Genomic DNA, 19,079 nt, shown 5'->3' with positions numbered 1-19,079 from the left:
CACCCCCACTCCCTGACCATCCGCCATAATCTGGCCTACGCCTACCAATGCGCCGGGCGGATCGACGAGGCGATCACCGAGTACGAAGCGGAGCTCGACGCCTGCCAGCGTGTGCTGGGCCTCGATCATCCCGACACTCTGCCCTCCCGCGGCAACCTCGCTGGCGCATATCTCGAGGCTGGACGCCCCCAGGAAGCGATCGCTGAATACAAGGCGGTACTCGACGACTGCCAGCGCATCCTGGGCCCCAACCACCCTCAAGCTTTGACTATCCGCAACAATATTGCCTTGGCCTACCGTGAAGCCGGGCAGCTGCAGAAAGCCATCGCTGCGCATGAAGCGGTACTCGACGACTGCCAGCGCATCCTGGGCCCCAACCACCCCCAAACCCTGATCACCCGCGGCACGCTCGCCTTGGCCTATCAGGAAGCTGGACGGGTCGACGAGGCAGTCAAGGAGCATGAAGCGGTACTCGACGACTGCCAGCGCATTCTGGGCCCCAACCACCCCCATACCTTGACCGCCCGCAACAGTCTGGCTCTTGCGTACCTAAACGCCGGGCGGATGCAGGAGGCCATCGCTGCGCATGAAGCGGTACTCGCCGATTGCCAGCGCATCTTGGGCCCCGACCACCCCTACACCTTGGCCTCCCACACCAACCTAGCCTCTGCTTACTGGAGAGCCGGGCGGTTCAATGAAGCGATCTCCCTAGGCCCGGGGAGGCCAAAATGAACACAATCGTTTGTCGGCTCCGGTCGAATAGGTAGCTGAAGTTCTGCCCACCGTGTTTTGTAGGAACCTCCACAGCAACGTAGACCGCCTGTAACCGGCCATATGTAAAGCGCAAAACCTTTAGGTGTCCTGTCATCCCAGGGGGAGATGGGAAAGGAAAGTCAGCGGGTGAAACGGCGCAGTGAAACCGCAGTTGCATCCCCAGGTCCTTGAATCGGAGCGGGTTCACGGTGCTCGGCTGAGCGTCAGTGTCGCGGCCGCAGGGGCCTTCCGTGACGGCCGGTGCGCCGCGCCTGCCCGGAGAGTCGTCCCCACTTGTGCGGCACAGCACACAAGCATGTATTTGCATAACTAAACTCGTGCTCGGATGGGAGGGGGCCCGTCGTCACATCTGTTCCTGCGCCCGGCGGACCGACCTACATCCTGCAGCAGGCCAGACCGGCCGCGCTGTCCGCACACTTCCGGAAGGCAGCTGCCGTGGCCACGACTCTCCAAGAACGCCTGGGCGATCGCCACAACCGTCTCAACGCCATCCGTCTGGTCCTGGCGTCTGTGGTCATCCTGGGCCACGCCTGGCCGCTGACCGGCGCGGACGGCCCGAGCCTCGTTTTCCTCTCCGACGTGGCCGTCAACGGCTTCTTCGTCCTCAGCGGCTACCTCATCGCCGAGAGCAGGGTCCGGACCCGGCTCGTGCCGTACCTCTGGCGACGGTTTCTGCGCATCTACCCCGCCTTCCTGGTGAGCCTGCTCGTGGTGGCCATCGTCTTCGCGCCGATCGCGGCTGCGATCGAGGGCAGGCCGTTCGACTTCGCCTCCGCCGCCGGCTTCGTGCTGGGCAACGCCGACCTGAAGATGTCGCAGTGGGGCATCGACGGGACCCTGACCGCGGTTCCGGCCCCGGACTCCTGGAACGGCTCGCTCTGGACGCTGTTCTACGAGGCGCTGGCCTACGTGGCGATCGGCCTCATCCTCAGCTTCGCCGTCGCGGCACGGCACGCCCGGTGGGTGCTCCCGGGGATGTTCCTCGTCGTGCTCGTCCTCCGCCCCCTGCTCGAGGGCCCGCTGGACGTCACGACCGGCATCTATCTCAGCGGCGCCCGGCTGGTGGGCTACTTCCTGGCGGGCGCGGCGGTCTGGGCCTGGGCGGGGACGTGGCGCCCCACCTGGATGCACACCGCGGGGGCGGCCGTCGTTTACGCCGTCCTGACGGACCAGGGCTGGGCGGACCTCTACGGGCAGCTGCCGCTCGCCCTGCTGCTCCTGGGCCTCGGCGCCGCCCCCTCTCGCAACTGGACCACCCGCACGGACCTCTCCTACGGCGTCTACATCTACGCGTATCCGGTGCAGCAGCTCCTCGTGCTGCTCGGCACCGCGTCGTGGGGGATCGCCGTCAACTCCGTCCTCGTCCTCCTGCTGACGGCGCCCCTGGCGCTGCTGTCCTGGAGGCTCGTCGAGAAGCCCGCCCTGCGGGCCAAGGCGTGGCTCGATCCCCGCGACCGGCCCGACAGACGGGTTTCCTCCCTCGGCGCAGAGGACCCGCACGCCGCGGCCGTGACGGGGCGCCATCCGGACTGACCCGGCCAGGCCGTCAGCGTCCTGGCAATGTATCTCCCCCGGGCCCGGGGCCCCTGCGGCAACATCGCCTCGCGGAAGTGGCCAATAGCTGACCAGATGTAAAGCGGTGGGCGCTGTGTCCTGTATGCGCAACTTCGCCGGGGACAGCTTTGAGGGCCCTGCCAGACACAAAGCCCCTCAACCTTGCGTGGTGATCGTGACCACCGTGGGGAACGGGTGTCCATCAGGCGTTACCTCGGCGTCGTCCTCCCGGGTCTCCTGGCCCTCGGGGAGGGCGACGGCGGCGGTGATAAACCCGGCCACCGGGTCTACCCACGACGCGCCGATCAGCGCGAAGATGATCGGCCTGGCCAGGGCGGAGAGGGACCGTAGCACGCAGGTCTTGGTCGCGGTGGCGCCTGGCGGGATCAGGTTCTCCCCCAGGGCCGTGCCGGCCTTCTTCTGGGCCGCGGCCAGCACCGGCATGATGATCAGCAAGAGCACCAGGATGATGATGTTTTCCAGGGAGGGTGCGGGGGTCTTGCCCTCGGATTGCCCATGGAGGGCCCACGAGCCAGTCCCGAGCCCGTCGGATTCTCCGGTCCGGGCTACGTCACTTCTCCCCATCATCGACGGGTGCCCCAGCCCAAGGGGAGCAAAGACTGGGGCACCCTAACGCCCGTGCACGGGGTGATGAGAACGGGGTGTTCTCAATCGCAAATTATGCCCTTATTGGCCGGGAGGAACAGCCCGTAGAGGCGCCAGAGAGCATGCTGTAGGAAATCTTCACGCTGTCTTGAGGAAAGCTATACACGCGGCTTCGAAGTCAACACGGGGATCCTCCGATGAGCAGGGTCAACACTGGCGGGGGTGCCCGGCTGACGGGGGTCACGTCCGGGGACGCCCACGGCGCCGGCCGGACAACTTACCACGGCCAAGGCCTACGACAACACGAGAGTGCACCGCTGCCTGCGCCGACATAGGAGCGCCACACGGATCGCCCGCGTCGGGGTGGATTCCAGCGAACGCCCCGGGCGGCACCGCTGGGTCGTGGAACGCACCATTTTCTGACTACTGGCCTTCCCTCGCCTGGCCGTGCGCTACGACCGCACCGCAACCACCATCGCCACCTTGGCCATCGCCATCATCTGCGCCCGGTGACCACCCCGAAAGGACCATTGAGACCATCTGCCGAAGCGGCAGGGCGTCGTGCCACTGGATGTTCGACCTCACCGGGGACAGCCGGGGGTCCCTGCCATAGCAGGGATCCTCGGCTGTTGTTCGATGCCGTCCAGCAGCAGGTGCCGCGGCAAGATCCAACGGGCAGTCACCTGATCGCTGGGCTGGGGACCTTGGCCATGGCCCACTGAAGGGGCGCCATGGCCAAGATCGTTCAGGAGTGGGTCAGAGGCCGGTGAAGGCGGTGAAGAAGCGGAAGAACACCGAAGCGGCCACGGCCACGTAGGTGATGGCCACCAGGGTCCAGGCCCACTCGGCGGCGAAGCGGACGAGGCCGGGTGGGGCGGGGATGATGCCGTGGACGAGGTTGCGCACGGTGAGCAGGATGGTCAGCGGGATCATCGCCGCCCACACGATCATGCAGTACAGGCACAGGATGTAGATGGAGAACAGCGCCTGGGACCACAGCCAGATGGCGAACACCGCCCCGGCCGTGACCCCAGCCTGCAGGCCGATCCAGTACCAGCGCCCGAACCGGGCCCCCGAGAGGGCCGCCATGGCGGTGGTGATGACCACGGCGAAGGCGACGATGCCGATCAGCGGGTTGGGGAAGCCGAACAGCTCCGACTGCCAGGTGCCCATCACCTGCCCGCAGGACACCCAGGGGTTGATGTCGCAACTGGTGACGTGGTTCGGATCGCGGTAGAGCTCCAGACGCTCGAGCACCAGGATGCCCGAGGCGATCCAGCCGATCACCCCGGTTGCCAACAGCAGGAGCGCGAACGGGCGGTGCTGGGCGAAGCCGGGCAGGTGCGTCTCGGTGGCTGGGCCGGCGCTGTGGGAGCGGTCGACGGTGGCGGGGTGGGTCATGACGGTTTCCCTTGAGGGTGCGGGCAGGTGGCGATCGCTGGGCGGGGTGGGTCAGTCGGTGGCTGCGGTCTCGACGGCGTCCCGGAAGGCTTCCAGGGACTCGGGGTTGAGCACTTCCCCATCAAGGTAGAACGTCGGGGTGCCGCCCACGCCCAGGGCTTCACCGTCGGCGACATCGACCTTGATGCGTTCCTCGGTGGCCGGATCAGCCACCGCGGCATCGAAGGCGGCCATGTCCAGGCCGAGGTCCTCGGCGAAGCCGCGGAAGACCGCGCTCTGGTCCTGCCCCGACTCCCCCCATTCGGCCTGGGTCTCGTACATGCGCTGGTACATCGCCTCGTACTGTCCCTGCTGGGCGGCGGCCTCCACGGCGAGGGCGGCGTTCATGGAGTTGCGGTGGCCCGGCAGCGGGAAGTAACGGTGGACGAAGGTGACGGTGTCGGCGTACTCGGCGCGCAACTCCTCGATGAAGGGGTAGGCGGCCCGGCAGGACTCACACTCGTAGTCCAGGAATTCCACCAGCACGGCTTGTTCGTTCGGGGCTTTCGAGAGCACCCGGCTGTTCTCGCGCACGACCTGTCCCGCGCCCTCGGGCACGGCCGGGGTGGAGTTGGCGCGGGCGATGAGGATCGGGATGGTCACGGCTGCCACGACGACGGCCAGGAGGACCCACACGATGATCTTGGCTTTCGAGGGCTTCTGCCGTGGGGTGGACGTGCTGGTGGGAGTGCTCACAGGGGTTTCCGTTCGGTCTCGGGCAGCAGGGCTTACCGGGGGTGGAGGGGTGCTAGTGGTGGAGGTTCTCGTCCCGGCGGTGGGAGGCCGGTTCGATCTGGAAGGTGGAATGCTCGATGGCCACGTGGAAGTCACGGGCCACGCAGGCCTGCAGGTCTGCCAGCACGACGCCGGCGTGCTCAGCAGTCAGGCAGCCGTCGTGGATGGTGACGTGGGCCGAAAGCACCGGGGTGTCGGAGTCGATGCGTGAGGCGTGCAGGTCGTGGACGCTGAGCACGTGCGGGAGGTCTTCCAGGCGGGTGCGCACTTCCTCCAGGTCCAGGCCCTTCGGGGTGGTCTCCATGAGCACCTCGATGGTGTCACGTAGCAGGATCAGGGCCCGGGGCACGATCAGGGCGGCGATGAGCAGGGACACGATCGCATCCGCCCGGGTCCAGCCGGTGGTGGCGATGACGATCGCGGAGACGATCACCGCCACCGAGCCCAGGGCGTCGTTGGCCACCTCTAGGAACGCGGCCTTCATGTTCAGGTTCTCCCCCCGGCCCGAGGCCAGGATGACCAACCCGATGATGTTGCCGACCAAACCGATCACCCCGAACCACAGCATCGCCGAGGACTCGACCTCCGGGGGCTCCAGCAGCCGGCGCACCCCTTCGACGGCGATGAATCCGCCCACGGCCAGCAACACTGAGGCCTGGGCGGCCGCGGCGACGATTTCGGCGCGCTTGTACCCCCAGGTGCGTTTGTCCGTGGCCGGCTTCAACGCCAGGGTCGCGGCGGTCAGGGCGATGAGCAGTCCGGCCGAGTCGGTGAACATGTGCCCGGCATCGGCCAGCAACGCCAGACTCCCGGAAATCAAAGCACCGATGATCTCGGCGACCATGATCGTGGCGGTGATCGCGAAGACGACCGCCAGCTTGCCCCGCCGCCCGGTGGCGGTGTGGGAATGGTTGTGCTCACCCACGCGGGACCTGCCTCACTCTTCTCGTCACTGGCCTACACGTTCTCACGGCTCAGGAGCTCAGTGGGTGCAGCAGGCGCAGCCGGAGTTGCACCCGTCGGCGAACCCGTCGCCGTCCTCATCCAACAGCACGGCCACCGGGGAGCAGCAGGCGTCCCCGCGCCAGGCCTCCAGACCCTCCTTGACCGCCACCGCGGCGATCACCAGGGCGGCCACCGGGTCGGCCCAGGACCAGCCCAAGGTGCTGTTGAGGACCAGGCCCACCAGCAGCACCGCCGAAAGGTAGGTGCACAGCAGGGTCTGCTTAGAATCGGCCACCGCCGAGGCCGAACCCAGTTCCCGCCCGGTGCGGCGTTCGAACCAGGACAGGAAGGGCATGATCACCAGGCTCACCGCCGCCAGCACGATCCCCACCGGGGAGTGCTCTGGCTCGGCGGCCCCGAACAGAGTGCGGATCGCGTCGACGGTGACGAAGGCGGCCAGGCCGAAGAAGGAGAACGCGATCACCCGCATCGCGACCTTCTCCCGGCGGTGAGGGTCAGGGGCGGCGAACTGCCAGGCCACCGCGGCCGCGGAGAGGACCTCCACGATGGAGTCCAGCCCGAAGCCGATCAGCGCCGACGATGAAGCAACGCGCCCGGCGGTGATGGCGATGATCGCTTCGAGCACGTTGTAGGTGATGGTGGCGGCCACGATCCAGCGCACCCGCCGGTGCAGGACCGCCCGGCGGGCATCGGTGATGGGCTTCGGGCCCAGGGTCAGGGAGGTCATACGCAGGTGCATCCTTCCGGGGAGCAGCAGGTCGGGTCCACGGTGACGACCAGCTCCAGCAGATCCCCCAGGGCCTCGCCCAGGCGGGGATCGGCCAGGGAGTACCAGGTGCTGCGCCCCTCGGCGGTGGAGGTCACCAGCCCGCACCCTCGCAGGCACCCCAGCTGGTTGGACATCACTTGCTTGGAGACACCGAGGGTCTGGGCCAGTTCCGAGGGCCGTGCCGGGGCCTCACGCAGGGCCAGCAGGATCCGGGTCCGGGTCCCGTCGGAAAGTGCATGGCCCAACCGGGACAGCGCCGAAGTGTGAGTGTGGGTCACCGTGATCATCCCCCTACGGTACACGCATTTGTGTACTGTGGAGGGGTGACCTGAGGGTACCCCCCAGGACGCCTCAGCAGTGCCGGCCCGGGGCGTGATTGCGCCCGTCCGATCAAGGGGGACCAGGATGATGACGGAGGTGGCCCCGGCTCTGGCACTGGGTCTGTACCTGGCCGGTTTGGTGGCGGCCTTCGGTGTGCGGTCTTGGATCCACCGGCGCCGCACCGGCTCCAGCGGCTTCCGTGGGGTGAGTGGGGCGCCCGGCTCGCCCGAGTGGTGGGGCGGGGTCTTGTTCGCGGCCGCCCTGGTACTCGGTGCGGCCGGACCCGTCCTGGCCCTCACCGACACCATGACCGCACCCCGGCTCCCACAGGCTTTCCCCTGGGCCGGGGTGATCGTCACCTTGGTGGGTTTCCTCGGTGTACTGGCCGCCCAGACCGGCATGGGCGCCTCCTGGCGGGTGGGTGTCGACGCCACCGAGCGAACGGAGCTGGTCACCACCGGGGCCTTCGCCGTAGTCCGCAATCCGATTTTCACGGCGATGCTTACCACCCTGGTCGGCCTGACCCTCCTGGTCCCCACCATGGTCAGCGCGGCAGCCCTGCTGTGCCTGCTGGTGGCGGTGGAGCTGCAGGTCCGTCTCGTCGAAGAGCCCTATCTACTGCTCACCCACCGACAGGCCTACGCCTCCTACGCCGCTCGTGTCGGCCGGTTCTTACCTGGCCTTGGACGACTCCGCCCCGCACCCCTGGGCGAGCTGACCCCCTGAACCCAGGGCCCCACCACTGGCCGGCAGTTCACCCACCCCGGAAGGTAGGCCACCGCCTCCCGGGATTCCATGCCGCTGTCATCGGCCGTCGAGGCACCCAACCCCTCCTGCCCGCGAACTCTCAGGGGTGAAGAGCAAGCCCTCGAGGCCGGGCACCCATTCCCCGCGACGGAAAGTTCGTATAGCTTAACTTTCTATGAGGACCAGGTCCGGGCGCACCGGCTCAACAGGTGTTGCCACCACGTCTCCCGGGGAGCGGTGGGTGCGCCGCCAACCGTTGCCCTGGCTGCTGGGTCCGGCGTTCGTGGCCGCAGTGGCCTATGTGGACCCGGGCAATGTGGCGGCCAATCTCACCGCCGGGGCTCAATACGGGTACCTGCTGGTGTGGGTGCTGGTGGCCGCCAACATCATGGCCGTGCTCATCCAGTACCTCTCGGCCAAGGTCGGGCTGGTGACCGGGCGGTCCCTGCCCGAGCTGCTGGGCGACCGCCTGCCCCGAGGCCGGCGGCTGGCCTACTGGGTGCAGGCCGAGTGCGTGGCCGCGGCCACCGATCTGGCCGAGGTCATCGGCGGGGCGATCGCCCTGCACATCCTTTTCGGCATCCCACTGTTGGCCGGTGGGGTGATCATCGGGGCGGTCTCGATGCTGCTGCTGGCCATTCAGAGCCGCCACGGGCCCCGCCACTTCGAGTTCGTGATCACCGGGCTGCTGGTGATCATCACCATCGGCTTCGTCACCGGCCTGTTCTTCGGCCCCGTCTCTTGGGACCAGGCCATCGCCGGGATCGTCCCGAGGTTCGAAGGCACCCAGACGGTGCTGCTGGCCGCGAGCATGCTCGGGGCCACCGTGATGCCCCACGCCATCTACGCCCACTCCGCCCTGGCCCGGGACCGTCACGGCCACCCGCCGCCCCGGGAGGCCCTGCCCCGCCTGCTGAGCGCGACCCGCTGGGATGTGCTGCTGTCCCTGCTGGTGGCGGGGTCGGTGAACATCGCGATGCTGCTGCTGGCCGCCGGCAACCTCGCCGGGGTACCCGGCACCGACAGCATCGAAGGCGCCCACGCGGCGATCACCGCCGCCCTGGGACCGGGTATCGGAATCGTCTTCGGCATCGGCCTGCTGGCCTCGGGTCTGGCCTCCACCTCGGTGGGGTGCTACGCCGGGGCCACGATCATGGGCGGGCTGCTGCACCTGCGCATCCCCGTGCTCACCCGCCGGGTCGTCACCCTGATCCCGGCCCTGATCATCATCGCCGCCGGAGTGGATCCGACCTGGGCGCTGGTGCTGTCCCAGGTGCTGCTGAGCCTGGGTATTCCTTTCGCCCTGATCCCTCTGGTGCGCCTGAGCAGCAGCCGCGCCCTGATGGGGAGCTTCGTCAACAAAAAGGTTTTGACCGTGATCGCCTGGGTGGTCGTGGCCCTGATCGTGAGCTTGAACCTGGCTCTGATCACGCTGACCGCCATCGGGGCAGGCTGAGTGCCAGTCATGCCCGGTAGCGTGGACCCATGGACTTGAGCGAGATCACCCCGGTCGCCCAGGACTACCTCAAGGCCATCTGGTCGGCCACCGAATGGGGAGACCCACCGATCACGACCAAGGGCCTGGCCGAGCGCATGGGCACCACCGCCCCCAACGTCACCGACACCGTCAAACGCCTGGCCACCCAGGGACTCGTCGAGTACCAGCCCTACAAGCCGGTCACCCTCACTGCCCTGGGCGAGCAGCACGCCATCGCCATGGTGCGCCGGCACCGGTTGCTGGAGACCTTCCTCGTGACCACGCTGGGGTATCCGTGGGAGGAGGTTCATGATGAGGCGGAACGGCTGGAACACGCCGCCTCCGACGCCATGATCGAGCGCATCGACGCCCAGCTGGGTCACCCCACGGCCGATCCGCACGGGGATCCGATCCCCACCGCGCAGGGACGCACCTGCCGCCCGCTCAACACCACCCGGCTCACCCAGGCGAGGCCCGGACGATACGAGATCGTTCGCCTCTCCGATGCCGACCCGCAACGCCTGACCCGGTTCCGCGACTCCGGTCTCGTGCCAGGCGGGCCTTTTCGCGTCATCGCCCAGGGAGCCAGCGGAACCACCGGTGTGCTGGGGAACCACCACGCCGCGATCGATCTGGCACCGGTGGAAGCCGAGGCCATCTGGGTGACGCCCACCCCACCCCTCAACACTCAGCGGAGCCTCTGAGAGCTGGTCACCGGAGAATCCCCCGACGGGTTCCGAGCTCAGCCGGCGGAGAGAACCTCGACGATGCGCTCCGGATGACGGGTCGAGGTCAACCAATAAGGGGTGGGGTCCACGGGATCGGTGATCTGGATGCGCACCACCGGCCCCACGGAGACGCGGAAGTTCATGTAGGCGCGGGCGTCAAGCTCGGGGCCCCGCACCCGTTGTACGGCGCTGCCGCGAAATGCTTCGGCCTCGCCCACAAACCGGCGCTCGATGCGGGCGCGCCCCACCTGCAACGACTCCCCGGTGATCACGATCCCGGTGTTCGAGGCGATCAACGCCACAGCGGTGCCGCCGGCGACCACAGCCCCGACCGCCGCCCCGACCCACATGTTGATCGGGGCCAGGGCGAGGAGACCCACCAGTCCCGCGAAGAGCACGAGCAACCACATCCACCACGCGGTAGACAGCCTCTCCTCGTACAGGACCGCCCCAGGGGCAGCCTTCGCGGGAAGGTCCCCGACCTCGGGTGCGTCTGGGGAGGATCCCTGGGCGCTGCGGGGTTCATCGGGTGGGAAAACGCCGGGGGACGCAGGAAAAGACATGCTGCAACCCTCTCATGACAGCGATCCCGCGGACCGGCTGGTCCATCCTCGTGAGGAGCAGATCCCGTCCGATCTGGGGTTTGTGGTTCGGCCCGGTCACAGTCCCACCCAGAGACGTCTTGTGATGGGCGACAAGTGAGGAGTGTCCATCGATACCCGGCACGTCGGGAGCCTCCCCGTCGAGGACCTGGAGGCCACGGGTCTGCTGCCCAAGAACTGCATCCAGTGGTGCAAGAGGAATACTGCGGGGTGCTGTCACCCGCCACGACGGCGGGCGGATGGGAACCTCACCGACGTCAAAGGAGGGGGCCAGCCACAAGTTGGCTGGCCCCCTCCACAGCGCGATCAGTGCCCGAAATCGGTCTTGTGGCTCACGTCCTTGTACCAGTCCGACCAGCCGTGACCATCCCAGTAGCGGTACTTGACCACGTGGTACACCTTCTTGTCCTGGTGGTGATTGAAGTGGCGCCACTGCCCCCCGCCCCAGGTTTCACCGCCGTGGTGGTTGAAGCTGTACTGGTAGTAGTCGCTGCCGTGCTCGTGGGAATTACCGTGCTTGTCCTCGGCGTAGTAGTACTGCTTCACCTGCACCTTGGTGTAGCCCTTGTCGCACTTGACCTTGAAGGGGAACGCGGCGTAATGCTTCCCCTGATGCTTCTTGTAATGCGGCTTGTAAGCATCCACATCACAGCCCTTCTGCTGCTGCTGACCCTGGGTCTCCACCGCGGCGGACTGCACCTGGGTGGCCGGCGTGGGCGCGGCTTGGGCCGGTGCACCGAGGGTGGCGAGGCCGCCTGCGGCCAAGGTGAGTGAAGCCATGGACAACATGGCCTTGGAGAAGTAACGCCGGCTGCTGAGCTTGGCGGTAGGCATGGACGATGCGGGAATGGAAGACATTTTGATCTCCTGGCGAGATGCGGGGATTGAGTGTGCCAGAGTCCCTGCCCCCGATGTGGGGACTAATTCTTGGTGGGCCGACATCTAAAGCATGTCGGCCAGGTCGTTGCGCAACGTCCATCCGGAGGTTGATTTCCCAGGTACACCCAGGGGTGCACACGGGCCAACCCGAAGGCCTGTCATACGGCGCGACGAAACTTACTGTCCCACCAGGTTGTCGACGCGGTGTGAGACCCGTGGGTCCGGTGTGGAGTTGTCCAGCATTCCGTCCGACCAGACCTCCTCCCCCCTGGCGCAGCACCGCCAGACGGTGGGTCGCCTGACGCTGGCGCACGAAGTCCTGTCGAGTCATGCGGATCCTCTTGGGCTCGGAAGACCCGGGTGACACCACTCTCTGCCGGTTCTAGAACGAGCTGGTTCAAACCGTTAGGGGCATGACCGTAGCTCGCGATCGGAAGGGAGAAGTAAAATAGGAGGGCAAGACTGGCGTTGGTCCCGCCAAGGACCGGGGACGTATCTAGATGGACATTGCTCCCCACCTGGGGCGATGTCAGGAGCTAGGGGGCACTGCGGAAACCGCTGTGCGCAGTGCAGACTGTGCGCGGCGGAGAGCTCCTGGGCTGAGGGCGTGAACCATCCTTTCGTGGATGGGCACGCCCTTCTTGCGTGTCCAGTCCGTTATGGCCGGCACCCACCAACAACAGGCCAGGCAGATGGGCGGGTGGCTTTCGGTGCGGGGACTAGCGCCTCGGTCTCGACCCAGCCGGCCATGGCATGGGTAATCGAGGACGGCGGCCACGGTGGGCCTCCCGGGTTCGCCCCGGCCGCCTCACGAAAAGGTGCGGCGATGCTGGGCACCCCCCAGCAGCTCGCCAAACTCGAGGAAACGTGGAGGGGCCAGAGACCGGAGACGGGACCTGTAGCTGATGACCCCCCACCACCAGGCCGGCCCCGGCGTGGCTGCCGCCATCCCGGGGTGCACGGAGGATCCAGCCGTGACCTCCTTGGCGTAGTCGATCGTCACCAGCCAGCGGTCCGAGATCCAGTACCTGGAAAAGTTGCTGGCCACCCACTGGCCCCCGAGCCACCCAGACGCCGCGTATGAGGCGGTGAGATTCCCGGCGCAGCCCAGGAGGCCGTCGCTGAGACCTGCGGAGGGGCGGGGTCGATCCTGTGGGGCTGGGGTGGGGTGGCCGGCAGGGACAATGGAGGCAACCCGCCTCCCCTTCTTCAGCGGCGGGTGAAGGAGATCAGCTCATGAGTACGAGAACGCCCGAGCACACCGGGCAGGCGCACCCCGGGCGGGGCAGGCTGGGCGGTCCCGGGGTGAGGCCGTGGCAGCTCGCTGTTGCCGTGGTGGTGGCCTTGGTGGTGTTGATTCTGGCGATGTTCTACAGCGGCTCGGGGGCCGCTCGTCTGGCGGCGGATCCGGGGGCGCTGGTGCGCTGGGGTCTGCCCGTGGTCGAGGTGGTGCACAACAGCGCCTTGGTCGTGGTGCTGGGTTCCCTGCTCTTCGCTCTGGGCGTCGTGCCGAAAACACGTGGTGGGTTCCGCCGCCGCGCCGACGAGCGGAACGAGGGCCAGGAGGCGGAGCACCCGCTGTTCACGGCCACGATGGGTCTGGCCGAGGTGGCGTCGGTGGTGTGGACGGTGGCTGCCGTGGTGGTGCTGGTGCTGTCCTATTCCGATGTGGCGGGGGTGCCGGTGGGCGGGGACGAGGCCTACGCGCAGCAGCTGCTGTACTACGCCACGGATCTTTCCCTGGGGCAGGCGCAGGCGGCGACCGTGGTGGCCGCTGCCGTGGTCACCACCCTGGTCTTCGGCGTCCGGGCCCTGATGGGGCTGTTGCTCACCTTCGGCCTGGCGTGCACGGCCCTGGTGGCGATGGCCCTGACCGGTCACTCCTCCGCCGGCGCGGACCATATGGGTGCGGTGAACTCCTTGGGCCTGCACCTGTTGGGCGTGTGCTTGTGGACCGGTGGGCTGGTGGTGCTCGCCTGGCTCTCCCCGCAACTGAGCGGATCAGCTGCCGGCACCGGCAGCCTGCCGGCAGGGGCCGGCCGCGGCGCTGGTGTTCGGCGTCAGGTGCCGATGGCCGCCGTGGTGCTGCGGCGCTTCTCCACGGTTGCCTTCGGCGCCTTCTTCTTGGTGTTTCTTTCCGGGACCATCAATGCGGCGGTGCGCATCGGATCCTGGGAACAGCTGTTCAGCCCGTACGGGCAGCTGGTGCTCCTCAAGGCCGCCCTGACCCTGGGGCTGGGCCTGGCGGGGCTGGCTCACCGCCGGTGGCTGATCCCGGCCCTGGAGGCCGGCCGTCTCACCGCCCGGCGCGCGGTGTGGCAGCTGGTGGCCGGGGAGGTGCTGGTCATGGGTGCGGTCATGGGCGTGGCCGTAGCCCTGTCCCGCACCGCCCCACCGGTGCCCGAGGAGATCGCCCCGGATGCCACCCCGGCAGAGATCCTCACCTGGTACCCGTTGCCTCCCCAGCCCACCGCCGCCTCCTGGTTCACCACCTGGCGGGTGGACCCGCTGTGGTTGGCGGTGGTGGTCGTCCTCGCCGCCCTCTACCTGTGGGCGTTCGTACAGGTCCGCCGCCGCGGGGACTCCTGGTCGGTGCTGCGCAGCCTCTCCTGGCTGACCGGGCTGGCGGTGCTGTTCTACGTCACCTCCGGCGGGGTCGCCGTCTACGGCCTGGTGCTGTTCTCCGCACACATGGTCGAGCACATGATGTTGACCATGGTGGTGCCGATCTTCCTCGTCCTGGGGGCGCCGGTGACGCTGGTGCTCAAGGCCCTGGAGCCCCGCCAGGACGGTTCCCGCGGGCCGCGCGAGTGGATCCTGGCCCTGGTGCACTCCCCGTTCTCCAAGATCGTGACGCACCCGATCTTCGCCGGGGTGAACTTCGCGGCCTCGATCGTGATCTTCTACTTCACCCCACTGTTCGGATTCACCCTGCAGTACCACGTGGGGCACGTGTTCATGATCACCCACTTCCTGATCACCGGGTACCTGTTCATGCTCGTGCTGATCGGCATCGACCCGATCCCGCACCGTCCCGGCCACATGATGCGCCTGATCCTGCTGCTGGCCACGATGGTCTACCACGCCTTCGTCGGGGTGGCCCTGATGGGCTCCGACACCCTGCTGCAAGCGTGGTGGTTCGCGAACATGGGCCGGGATTGGGGCCGTAGCCCGATCGAGGACCAGCAGTTCGGTGGGGCCCTGATGTGGGGGATCGGAGAGTTCCCCACCGTCGTCGTCGCCGTGGTCGTGGCGATCATGTGGGCGATCGAAGGCAAGAAGGAAAACCGTCGCGTGGACCGCCAGGCGGACCGCACCGATGATGCCGAGCTCAAGGCCTACAACGCGATGATGGCCGGACTCGCCGAGCGGGACGAGTCCACGAGGCGCACCTGAGCCAGGACCATGCAAGGAGGCCATGACCTTCATGGTGGCCTGACAACAGAGAAGAGACGACGCACCGCGGTGTCGACCCGGCCGGCAGCTGCCGCCACGGCCTGTCGATGTGGTGGGGCTCTCGAGTGCCCGCACATAATGGGATCGCCGCCTCGGGCGGCTGATGAATTGAGGGGGGTGGAGGCGTGAACGCACGGGCGCACCGTCTTGCCCGCGGGTGGGCCGGAGCCGGGATGGCCACGGCCTTCGCCGCCGCCTCTCACCTGGCCGCCGGCGGTCAGGTCCCTCCGGTGTTGTTGGTGTTGCTGTCCCTGGCGCTGTCCGGGCCGGTGTGCATGGCGCTGGCCGGCCGGGTCCTCTCCCGCTCCTCGTTGCTCGCCGGCGTGCTGGTCAGTCAGGGCGTCTTCCACCTGCTCTTCACCGTCGCCGGATCCGTGGCGACCGTGGTTGATACCACCCACCACACGGTGGTGAGCTCACCGCCCGTCGGACCGTCCCTGGTGCTCCAGGCCCAGGCTCACGCGGTGCATGGTGGCACCGGCATGCTGGTCTTCCACGTGCTGGCCGCCGCGGCCACCTACGCGTTCCTGCGCCACGGCGAAGTGGCCCTCGTGGGCCTGCTCGACGCCCTGCGGATACGCGTGCGCCGGCTGTGGCGAGTCCTGTCCGCCCCGGTCGTGGTGCACCGGCCCCGACCTGTCCCACAGGGGCGCCCGCACGCACTGACGGATCAGTCGCTGCTGCAACCGGTGCGCTCCTACCGCGGACCACCGGCAGCTCGTCGTCGGAATCTTCCGCTCCCGACCGGGCTCACCCGGTCGCCCGCCGGCTGAACACCACCACCCTTGTTGGGCCCGGCCGTGGTCATGGGTTCGGACAGCAGGCTCGACGACTCCCTCACGGCCGCCTCCGATCATCGGCTCGGCGGCTCTGTCTGACCCACTCACTCATTGCCCCTCGAAGGGACCCCTCTGCCATGCTGACCATTACTTCTGCTCTGCGCCGTACCGCCGCCACTGTGAGCGCGGTAGGCGCCCTGACCGCCCTGGGACTGGCCCCCGCCGCCGCCCATGACGAGGTGCTGAGCACCTCCCCCGAGCAGAATGCCGTGCTGGAGACCGCCCCCGAACAGATCGAGCTCTCCTACAGCGGGGAGATCATGGACATCGGCCACCAGGTGCTGGTGACCGGCCCCGACGGGCAGTCCGTGACCGAGGGCCCGCTCGAGCGCGACGGTTCCCAAGTGGTCCAGCCCCTGGCCGAGACCGGGTCCGAGGAAGGGACCTACCAGGTGGTCTGGCGGGTGGTCTCCAGCGACGGCCACCCCATCGAAGGCACCTACACCTACGAGGTCGGCGACGGCGCGGACACCACCACCGCGGCCCCCAGCCTCAGCAACACCCCGACCGAGGCCCCGGCCGGTGACGGTGCCGACAGCTCCGCCCAAGCCCAGGACGCGGCCGCACCGGAGAACTCCGGGGATCTCACCGGATGGGCCGTCGGCGCCACCGTAGTGGCGCTGGCCCTGGTCGTGATCGGGCTTCTGGCCGTGGTATCCCGTCGCCGCCGCAAGAGCTGAGCCCCTCGCAGCCGGACCGGCGCAGACGCTCTACGGCACAGGCCCCAGCGAAGTCCCAGCGGCGGCGCTTCCGTTCCCCGTGGGAGGGTGAGGAGGACGCGATGCTGGACGCCCTGGAGACGCCCGCCGCGGTCCGGAGCGGAACCTAGGCCCCGCTGCGGTCCGCGGACGAGTTGCGCTGACCCGCAGCGTTGTTGATGCGCTCCGACACGAGGCGGTGGGCCAGGACGGAAAGTCTCGGCCCACCGCTCACGGTCGCTCAGGAGCTGGCATCCGCCCCCGCAGTGCCCTGCCGGACGGCCTTGGCCGCCAGGAGGTAGGCGAGGATCCACGGCTCGACGAGATACCGGTGGCCCAGCCGCCGCGGCTGGGTGGCCAGCCGGTAGGCCCATTCCAGACCCATGGGCCCGAGCCAGCGCGGGGCGGATTTCTGGATACCGGAGTACTGGTCGATCACCCCGCCGACGGCGGCGTAGATCGCCGTGGGCAGCTCCTCCCAGTGCCGGCTCAGGAATTCCTCCTGCAGCGGCATGCCCAGGCCCACGATGACGAAGTCCGGCTGGAACTCCTGGAGGGTTCCGACGATGCGGTCCTCGAGGGTGGGGCCCCACCCTTCGCCGGGCCAGCCCTCGACCGTGCGCTCGGGGTCCTCCGCACGGAGGAGAGCGACCGTGGCGGCGTTGCTTTCGGGGCTCGCGCCGATGACGGCCACGCGCCGGACCGGGGTGTTCCGGATCAGGCCGGGCAGCCAGTCCATGGTGCCGATACGGTGTCGCCTGGCGCTGAGCGGCCGCCCGGACTGCCACTTAGCCATTTTGAGGATGGGAAAGCCATCCGTCAGCACCACGTCGGCCTTGTCGTAGAAGGCGCGGAACGTCGGGTTGACCTCCCACGTGTAGAGACTGTGCAGATTGTGGCCGAGGATCACGGTCTTGCGCCGCTCCTCCCAGGTGGCCGCAATCCACCGGTGCAGCTCATTGGTGTCCATCGGTGTTACTCGGATGCCGCTGACCGGGATCTCGATCTTGCCCAGCCTGTCCGTCTGGGTCTGGTACTTGAGCATGTGTTCCCCCACTGGTTCGGCAGTTGCTGCCTCATCGTTTGTCGGTCGGCACGTTGGCCTACCGCCGTGGGATCCCCCAGATCCTGATTGGCGCACGGGACACCGTCCCGTGGGCGCAGCATTCGGGAACACCAGCCCGTGTTTCCCCGAATACTCGCCAACATTCACGTTAGCAATCCTTGACTTTCCTTGAATGCCCCCACTTCCGTGCCGCCCTGTCCCCTAATGTGCAATTATTTGCATGGATGAGCGTTTGTGAACGATTCCTGGGAGGGCGGCCCTTCCCCTCGCCTGGCCGGCACCGCTGGTGGGACGACGACCAGCTGAGCGGCCCGGTGTCGAACCACTCCGCCTCTCCGCGCCTCTGGTTGCCTGGTTGCCTCAGACCCGGCGCTGGTCGTGCAGTGTCGCAGCCCGCCTACAGGATTCCCTCCACTGATCAAGGAGCCCTTATGCCCCCGCCGCTGACCGGACGGATTCTGGTGGTCGACGATGAAATCGATCTGGCGCAGCTGATCGAGGGATACCTGCGCAAGGCCGGGCTGGAGGTGGCGGTGCGCCACGACGGCCTCGGGGCCGTCACCGCCGTAGGCGACTTCGACCCGGACGTGCTGGTGCTCGATCTCGGATTGCCCGGCATCGACGGGATCGAGGTGTGCCGTCAGGTGCGGACCTTCTCGGACTGCCACGTGCTGATGCTCACCGCCCGCGACGACGAGGTCGACAAGATCGTGGGCCTGTCCATGGGTGCTGACGACTACGTGACCAAGCCCTTCAGCCCACGTGAGCTCGTGGCCCGGGTGCAGGCCATGCTGCGTCGGGCCCGGGCTCGAAGCGTCGAATCCGCTGGGACCTCACAACACGGTGGGCAAGCGCTGGTGATCGGGAACCTGGTGGTGGATGAGTCCTCCCGCCAGGTGCATCTGGGCGGGGAGCCGGTGTCGCTGACCCGGATCGAGTTCGACCTGCTCCTGTGCCTGGCGGCCAACCCGCAACTGGTGCTGTCGCGCCGGCAGCTGGTGGAGATGGTCTGGGACACGCACTGGACCGGGGACGAGCACCTGGTGGACGTGCACATCGGGCGGATCCGCAAGAAACTCGGCGACGAGGCCGCCAGCCCGCGGTTCATTCACACCCTCCGCGGGATCGGCTACCGGATAGGCACCGGGCGATGAGCACCATCACGGCGACAGACCGACGCTGGTCCTGGAGTCCGTTGACGGTGCGGTTGATGCTGGCCCAGACTGCGGTGCTGGCCGTCGGGCTGATCATCGTGGCGGTCACTGCGGTAGTGGTGGGACCGAAGATGTTCTACCACGAGCTCATCGAGGCCGGCCACGCCGACGCAGCCAACGGGCTGGTGCACTTAGACCTGGTCTCAAAACCTGATCGGTCGTTGCCCACCTGCCTGGGAACGGTCCACAGTGCCTGCATGACGACGAG

Annotated in this window: 18 protein-coding genes and 2 pseudogenes; 11 read left to right on the top strand and 9 right to left on the bottom strand. The window is 67.8% G+C overall.

The genetic code is table 11. From position 1 onward, the window contains the following. Both ACPYN7_RS14440 and ACPYN7_RS14435 read left to right on the top strand, forming a co-directional pair. Positions 1–732, top strand: a 732-nt coding sequence (locus tag ACPYN7_RS14440; RefSeq protein ID WP_424348112.1) for a tetratricopeptide repeat protein, incomplete at its 5' end; no start/stop codon positions are given. A gap of 477 nt (positions 733–1,209) precedes the next feature. Beyond that, positions 1,210–2,307 carry an acyltransferase family protein gene (locus ACPYN7_RS14435; RefSeq protein WP_424348111.1) on the top strand — a complete coding sequence of 366 codons (1,098 nt, stop codon included), beginning with the start codon at positions 1,210–1,212 and terminating at the stop codon, positions 2,305–2,307. 177 nt (positions 2,308–2,484) lie between these two features. On the opposite strand, the gene ACPYN7_RS14430 is transcribed toward ACPYN7_RS14435, so the two are convergent. Next, positions 2,485–2,790 carry a hypothetical protein gene (locus ACPYN7_RS14430; protein WP_424348110.1) on the bottom strand — a complete coding sequence of 102 codons (306 nt, stop codon included), beginning with the start codon at positions 2,788–2,790 and terminating at the stop codon, positions 2,485–2,487. Positions 2,791–3,181: 391 nt separating this feature from the next. Here ACPYN7_RS14430 and ACPYN7_RS14425 point away from each other — a divergent pair. Beyond that, a pseudogene (locus ACPYN7_RS14425) lies at positions 3,182–3,447 on the top strand (IS5/IS1182 family transposase); the annotation flags it as partial. Positions 3,448–3,690: 243 nt separating this feature from the next. Here ACPYN7_RS14425 and ACPYN7_RS14420 read toward each other — a convergent pair. The 5 genes from ACPYN7_RS14420 to ACPYN7_RS14400 are packed head-to-tail and all read right to left on the bottom strand — an operon-like array spanning position 3,691 to position 7,131. Further along, positions 3,691–4,335, bottom strand: a complete 645-nt coding sequence (locus tag ACPYN7_RS14420) for a vitamin K epoxide reductase family protein (RefSeq protein ID WP_424348109.1) — start codon at positions 4,333–4,335, stop codon at positions 3,691–3,693. 51 nt (positions 4,336–4,386) lie between these two features. Further along, positions 4,387–5,070, bottom strand: a complete 684-nt coding sequence (locus ACPYN7_RS14415; protein WP_424348108.1) for a DsbA family protein — start codon at positions 5,068–5,070, stop codon at positions 4,387–4,389. A gap of 52 nt (positions 5,071–5,122) precedes the next feature. Continuing rightward, a complete protein-coding gene (locus ACPYN7_RS14410; RefSeq protein WP_424348107.1) occupies positions 5,123–6,034 on the bottom strand; it encodes a cation diffusion facilitator family transporter in 912 nt (303 codons plus the stop codon). A 57-nt stretch (positions 6,035–6,091) separates the two neighbouring features. Next, the gene (locus tag ACPYN7_RS14405) at positions 6,092–6,802 is read right to left on the bottom strand and encodes a cation transporter (protein ID WP_424348106.1); all 711 of its coding nucleotides are present in this window, start codon (positions 6,800–6,802) and stop codon (positions 6,092–6,094) included. Further along, positions 6,799–7,131 carry an ArsR/SmtB family transcription factor gene (locus ACPYN7_RS14400; RefSeq protein ID WP_424348105.1) on the bottom strand — a complete coding sequence of 111 codons (333 nt, stop codon included), beginning with the start codon at positions 7,129–7,131 and terminating at the stop codon, positions 6,799–6,801. The genes ACPYN7_RS14405 and ACPYN7_RS14400 overlap by 4 nt, the downstream gene beginning before the upstream one ends. Positions 7,132–7,249: 118 nt before the next feature. On the opposite strand from ACPYN7_RS14400, the gene ACPYN7_RS14395 reads away from it, so the two are divergent. From ACPYN7_RS14395 to ACPYN7_RS14385, 3 genes are all read left to right on the top strand, one after another. Continuing rightward, positions 7,250–7,891 carry a methyltransferase family protein gene (locus ACPYN7_RS14395; protein ID WP_424348104.1) on the top strand — a complete coding sequence of 214 codons (642 nt, stop codon included), beginning with the start codon at positions 7,250–7,252 and terminating at the stop codon, positions 7,889–7,891. A 196-nt stretch (positions 7,892–8,087) separates the two neighbouring features. Beyond that, positions 8,088–9,368 carry an Nramp family divalent metal transporter gene (locus ACPYN7_RS14390; protein ID WP_424348103.1) on the top strand — a complete coding sequence of 427 codons (1,281 nt, stop codon included), beginning with the start codon at positions 8,088–8,090 and terminating at the stop codon, positions 9,366–9,368. A gap of 29 nt (positions 9,369–9,397) precedes the next feature. Further along, positions 9,398–10,093 (top strand): metal-dependent transcriptional regulator, encoded by a 696-nt coding sequence (locus ACPYN7_RS14385; RefSeq protein WP_424348102.1) that lies wholly within the window; start codon positions 9,398–9,400, stop codon positions 10,091–10,093. Positions 10,094–10,131: 38 nt separating this feature from the next. Here ACPYN7_RS14385 and ACPYN7_RS14380 read toward each other — a convergent pair whose 3' ends face one another. Together ACPYN7_RS14380 and ACPYN7_RS14375 are read right to left on the bottom strand one after the other, a co-directional pair. Further along, positions 10,132–10,545: a DUF3093 domain-containing protein gene (locus tag ACPYN7_RS14380; RefSeq protein WP_424348156.1), complete on the bottom strand. Its 414-nt coding sequence runs from the start codon at positions 10,543–10,545 to the stop codon at positions 10,132–10,134. Positions 10,546–11,025: 480 nt separating this feature from the next. Continuing rightward, positions 11,026–11,577: a hypothetical protein gene (locus tag ACPYN7_RS14375; protein WP_424348101.1), complete on the bottom strand. Its 552-nt coding sequence runs from the start codon at positions 11,575–11,577 to the stop codon at positions 11,026–11,028. A 1,257-nt stretch (positions 11,578–12,834) separates the two neighbouring features. On the opposite strand from ACPYN7_RS14375, the gene ACPYN7_RS14370 reads away from it, so the two are divergent. From ACPYN7_RS14370 to ACPYN7_RS14360, 3 genes are all read left to right on the top strand, one after another. Beyond that, complete coding sequence (locus tag ACPYN7_RS14370; RefSeq protein ID WP_424348100.1) at positions 12,835–14,994, top strand: cytochrome c oxidase assembly protein; 2,160 nt, start codon at positions 12,835–12,837, stop codon at positions 14,992–14,994. Positions 14,995–15,227: 233 nt separating this feature from the next. Next, positions 15,228–15,827, top strand: a complete 600-nt coding sequence (locus ACPYN7_RS14365) for a hypothetical protein (RefSeq protein ID WP_424348099.1) — start codon at positions 15,228–15,230, stop codon at positions 15,825–15,827. A 185-nt stretch (positions 15,828–16,012) separates the two neighbouring features. Beyond that, positions 16,013–16,573 (top strand): copper resistance CopC family protein, encoded by a 561-nt coding sequence (locus ACPYN7_RS14360; protein ID WP_424348098.1) that lies wholly within the window; start codon positions 16,013–16,015, stop codon positions 16,571–16,573. 259 nt (positions 16,574–16,832) lie between these two features. Here ACPYN7_RS14360 and ACPYN7_RS14355 read toward each other — a convergent pair whose 3' ends face one another. Beyond that, on the bottom strand, positions 16,833–17,636 hold the full coding sequence (locus tag ACPYN7_RS14355) for a WecB/TagA/CpsF family glycosyltransferase (RefSeq protein WP_424348097.1): 804 nt from the start codon (positions 17,634–17,636) through the stop codon (positions 16,833–16,835). Positions 17,637–18,088: 452 nt separating this feature from the next. Here ACPYN7_RS14355 and ACPYN7_RS14350 point away from each other — a divergent pair, with 452 nt between their 5' ends. Next, entirely contained in the window at positions 18,089–18,811 is a 723-nt protein-coding gene (locus tag ACPYN7_RS14350; RefSeq protein WP_424348096.1) for a response regulator, read from the top strand. Next, positions 18,808–19,079 (top strand): annotated as a pseudogene (locus ACPYN7_RS14345) (hypothetical protein); the annotation flags it as partial. The gene ACPYN7_RS14350 and the pseudogene ACPYN7_RS14345, both read left to right, overlap by 4 nt.

The sequence above is a fragment of the Kocuria sp. CH-021 genome, from assembly GCF_049716185.1.
GTDB lineage: Bacteria > Actinomycetota > Actinomycetes > Actinomycetales > Micrococcaceae > Kocuria > Kocuria cellulosilytica.
The sequence above is the reverse complement of the archived record's forward strand: the minus strand, read 5'-3'. Positions and strand labels throughout refer to the sequence as shown.

Bases quoted from the DNA above. Each gene is read 5' to 3' on its own strand.
- ACPYN7_RS14390 (WP_424348103.1), top strand. From the start codon at position 8,088: ATGAGGACCAGGTCCGGGCGCACCGGCTCAACAGGTGTTGCCACCACG.
- ACPYN7_RS14365 (WP_424348099.1), top strand. From the start codon at position 15,228: ATGGCCACGGCCTTCGCCGCCGCCTCTCACCTGGCCGCCGGCGGTCAG.
- ACPYN7_RS14405 (WP_424348106.1), bottom strand. From the start codon at position 6,802: ATGACCTCCCTGACCCTGGGCCCGAAGCCCATCACCGATGCCCGCCGG.
- ACPYN7_RS14420 (WP_424348109.1), bottom strand. From the start codon at position 4,335: ATGACCCACCCCGCCACCGTCGACCGCTCCCACAGCGCCGGCCCAGCC.
- ACPYN7_RS14370 (WP_424348100.1), top strand. From the start codon at position 12,835: ATGAGTACGAGAACGCCCGAGCACACCGGGCAGGCGCACCCCGGGCGG.
- ACPYN7_RS14355 (WP_424348097.1), bottom strand. From the start codon at position 17,636: ATGCTCAAGTACCAGACCCAGACGGACAGGCTGGGCAAGATCGAGATC.
- ACPYN7_RS14375 (WP_424348101.1), bottom strand. From the start codon at position 11,577: ATGTCTTCCATTCCCGCATCGTCCATGCCTACCGCCAAGCTCAGCAGC.
- ACPYN7_RS14395 (WP_424348104.1), top strand. From the start codon at position 7,250: ATGATGACGGAGGTGGCCCCGGCTCTGGCACTGGGTCTGTACCTGGCC.
- ACPYN7_RS14385 (WP_424348102.1), top strand. From the start codon at position 9,398: ATGGACTTGAGCGAGATCACCCCGGTCGCCCAGGACTACCTCAAGGCC.
- ACPYN7_RS14350 (WP_424348096.1), top strand. From the start codon at position 18,089: ATGCCCCCGCCGCTGACCGGACGGATTCTGGTGGTCGACGATGAAATC.
- ACPYN7_RS14400 (WP_424348105.1), bottom strand. From the start codon at position 7,131: ATGATCACGGTGACCCACACTCACACTTCGGCGCTGTCCCGGTTGGGC.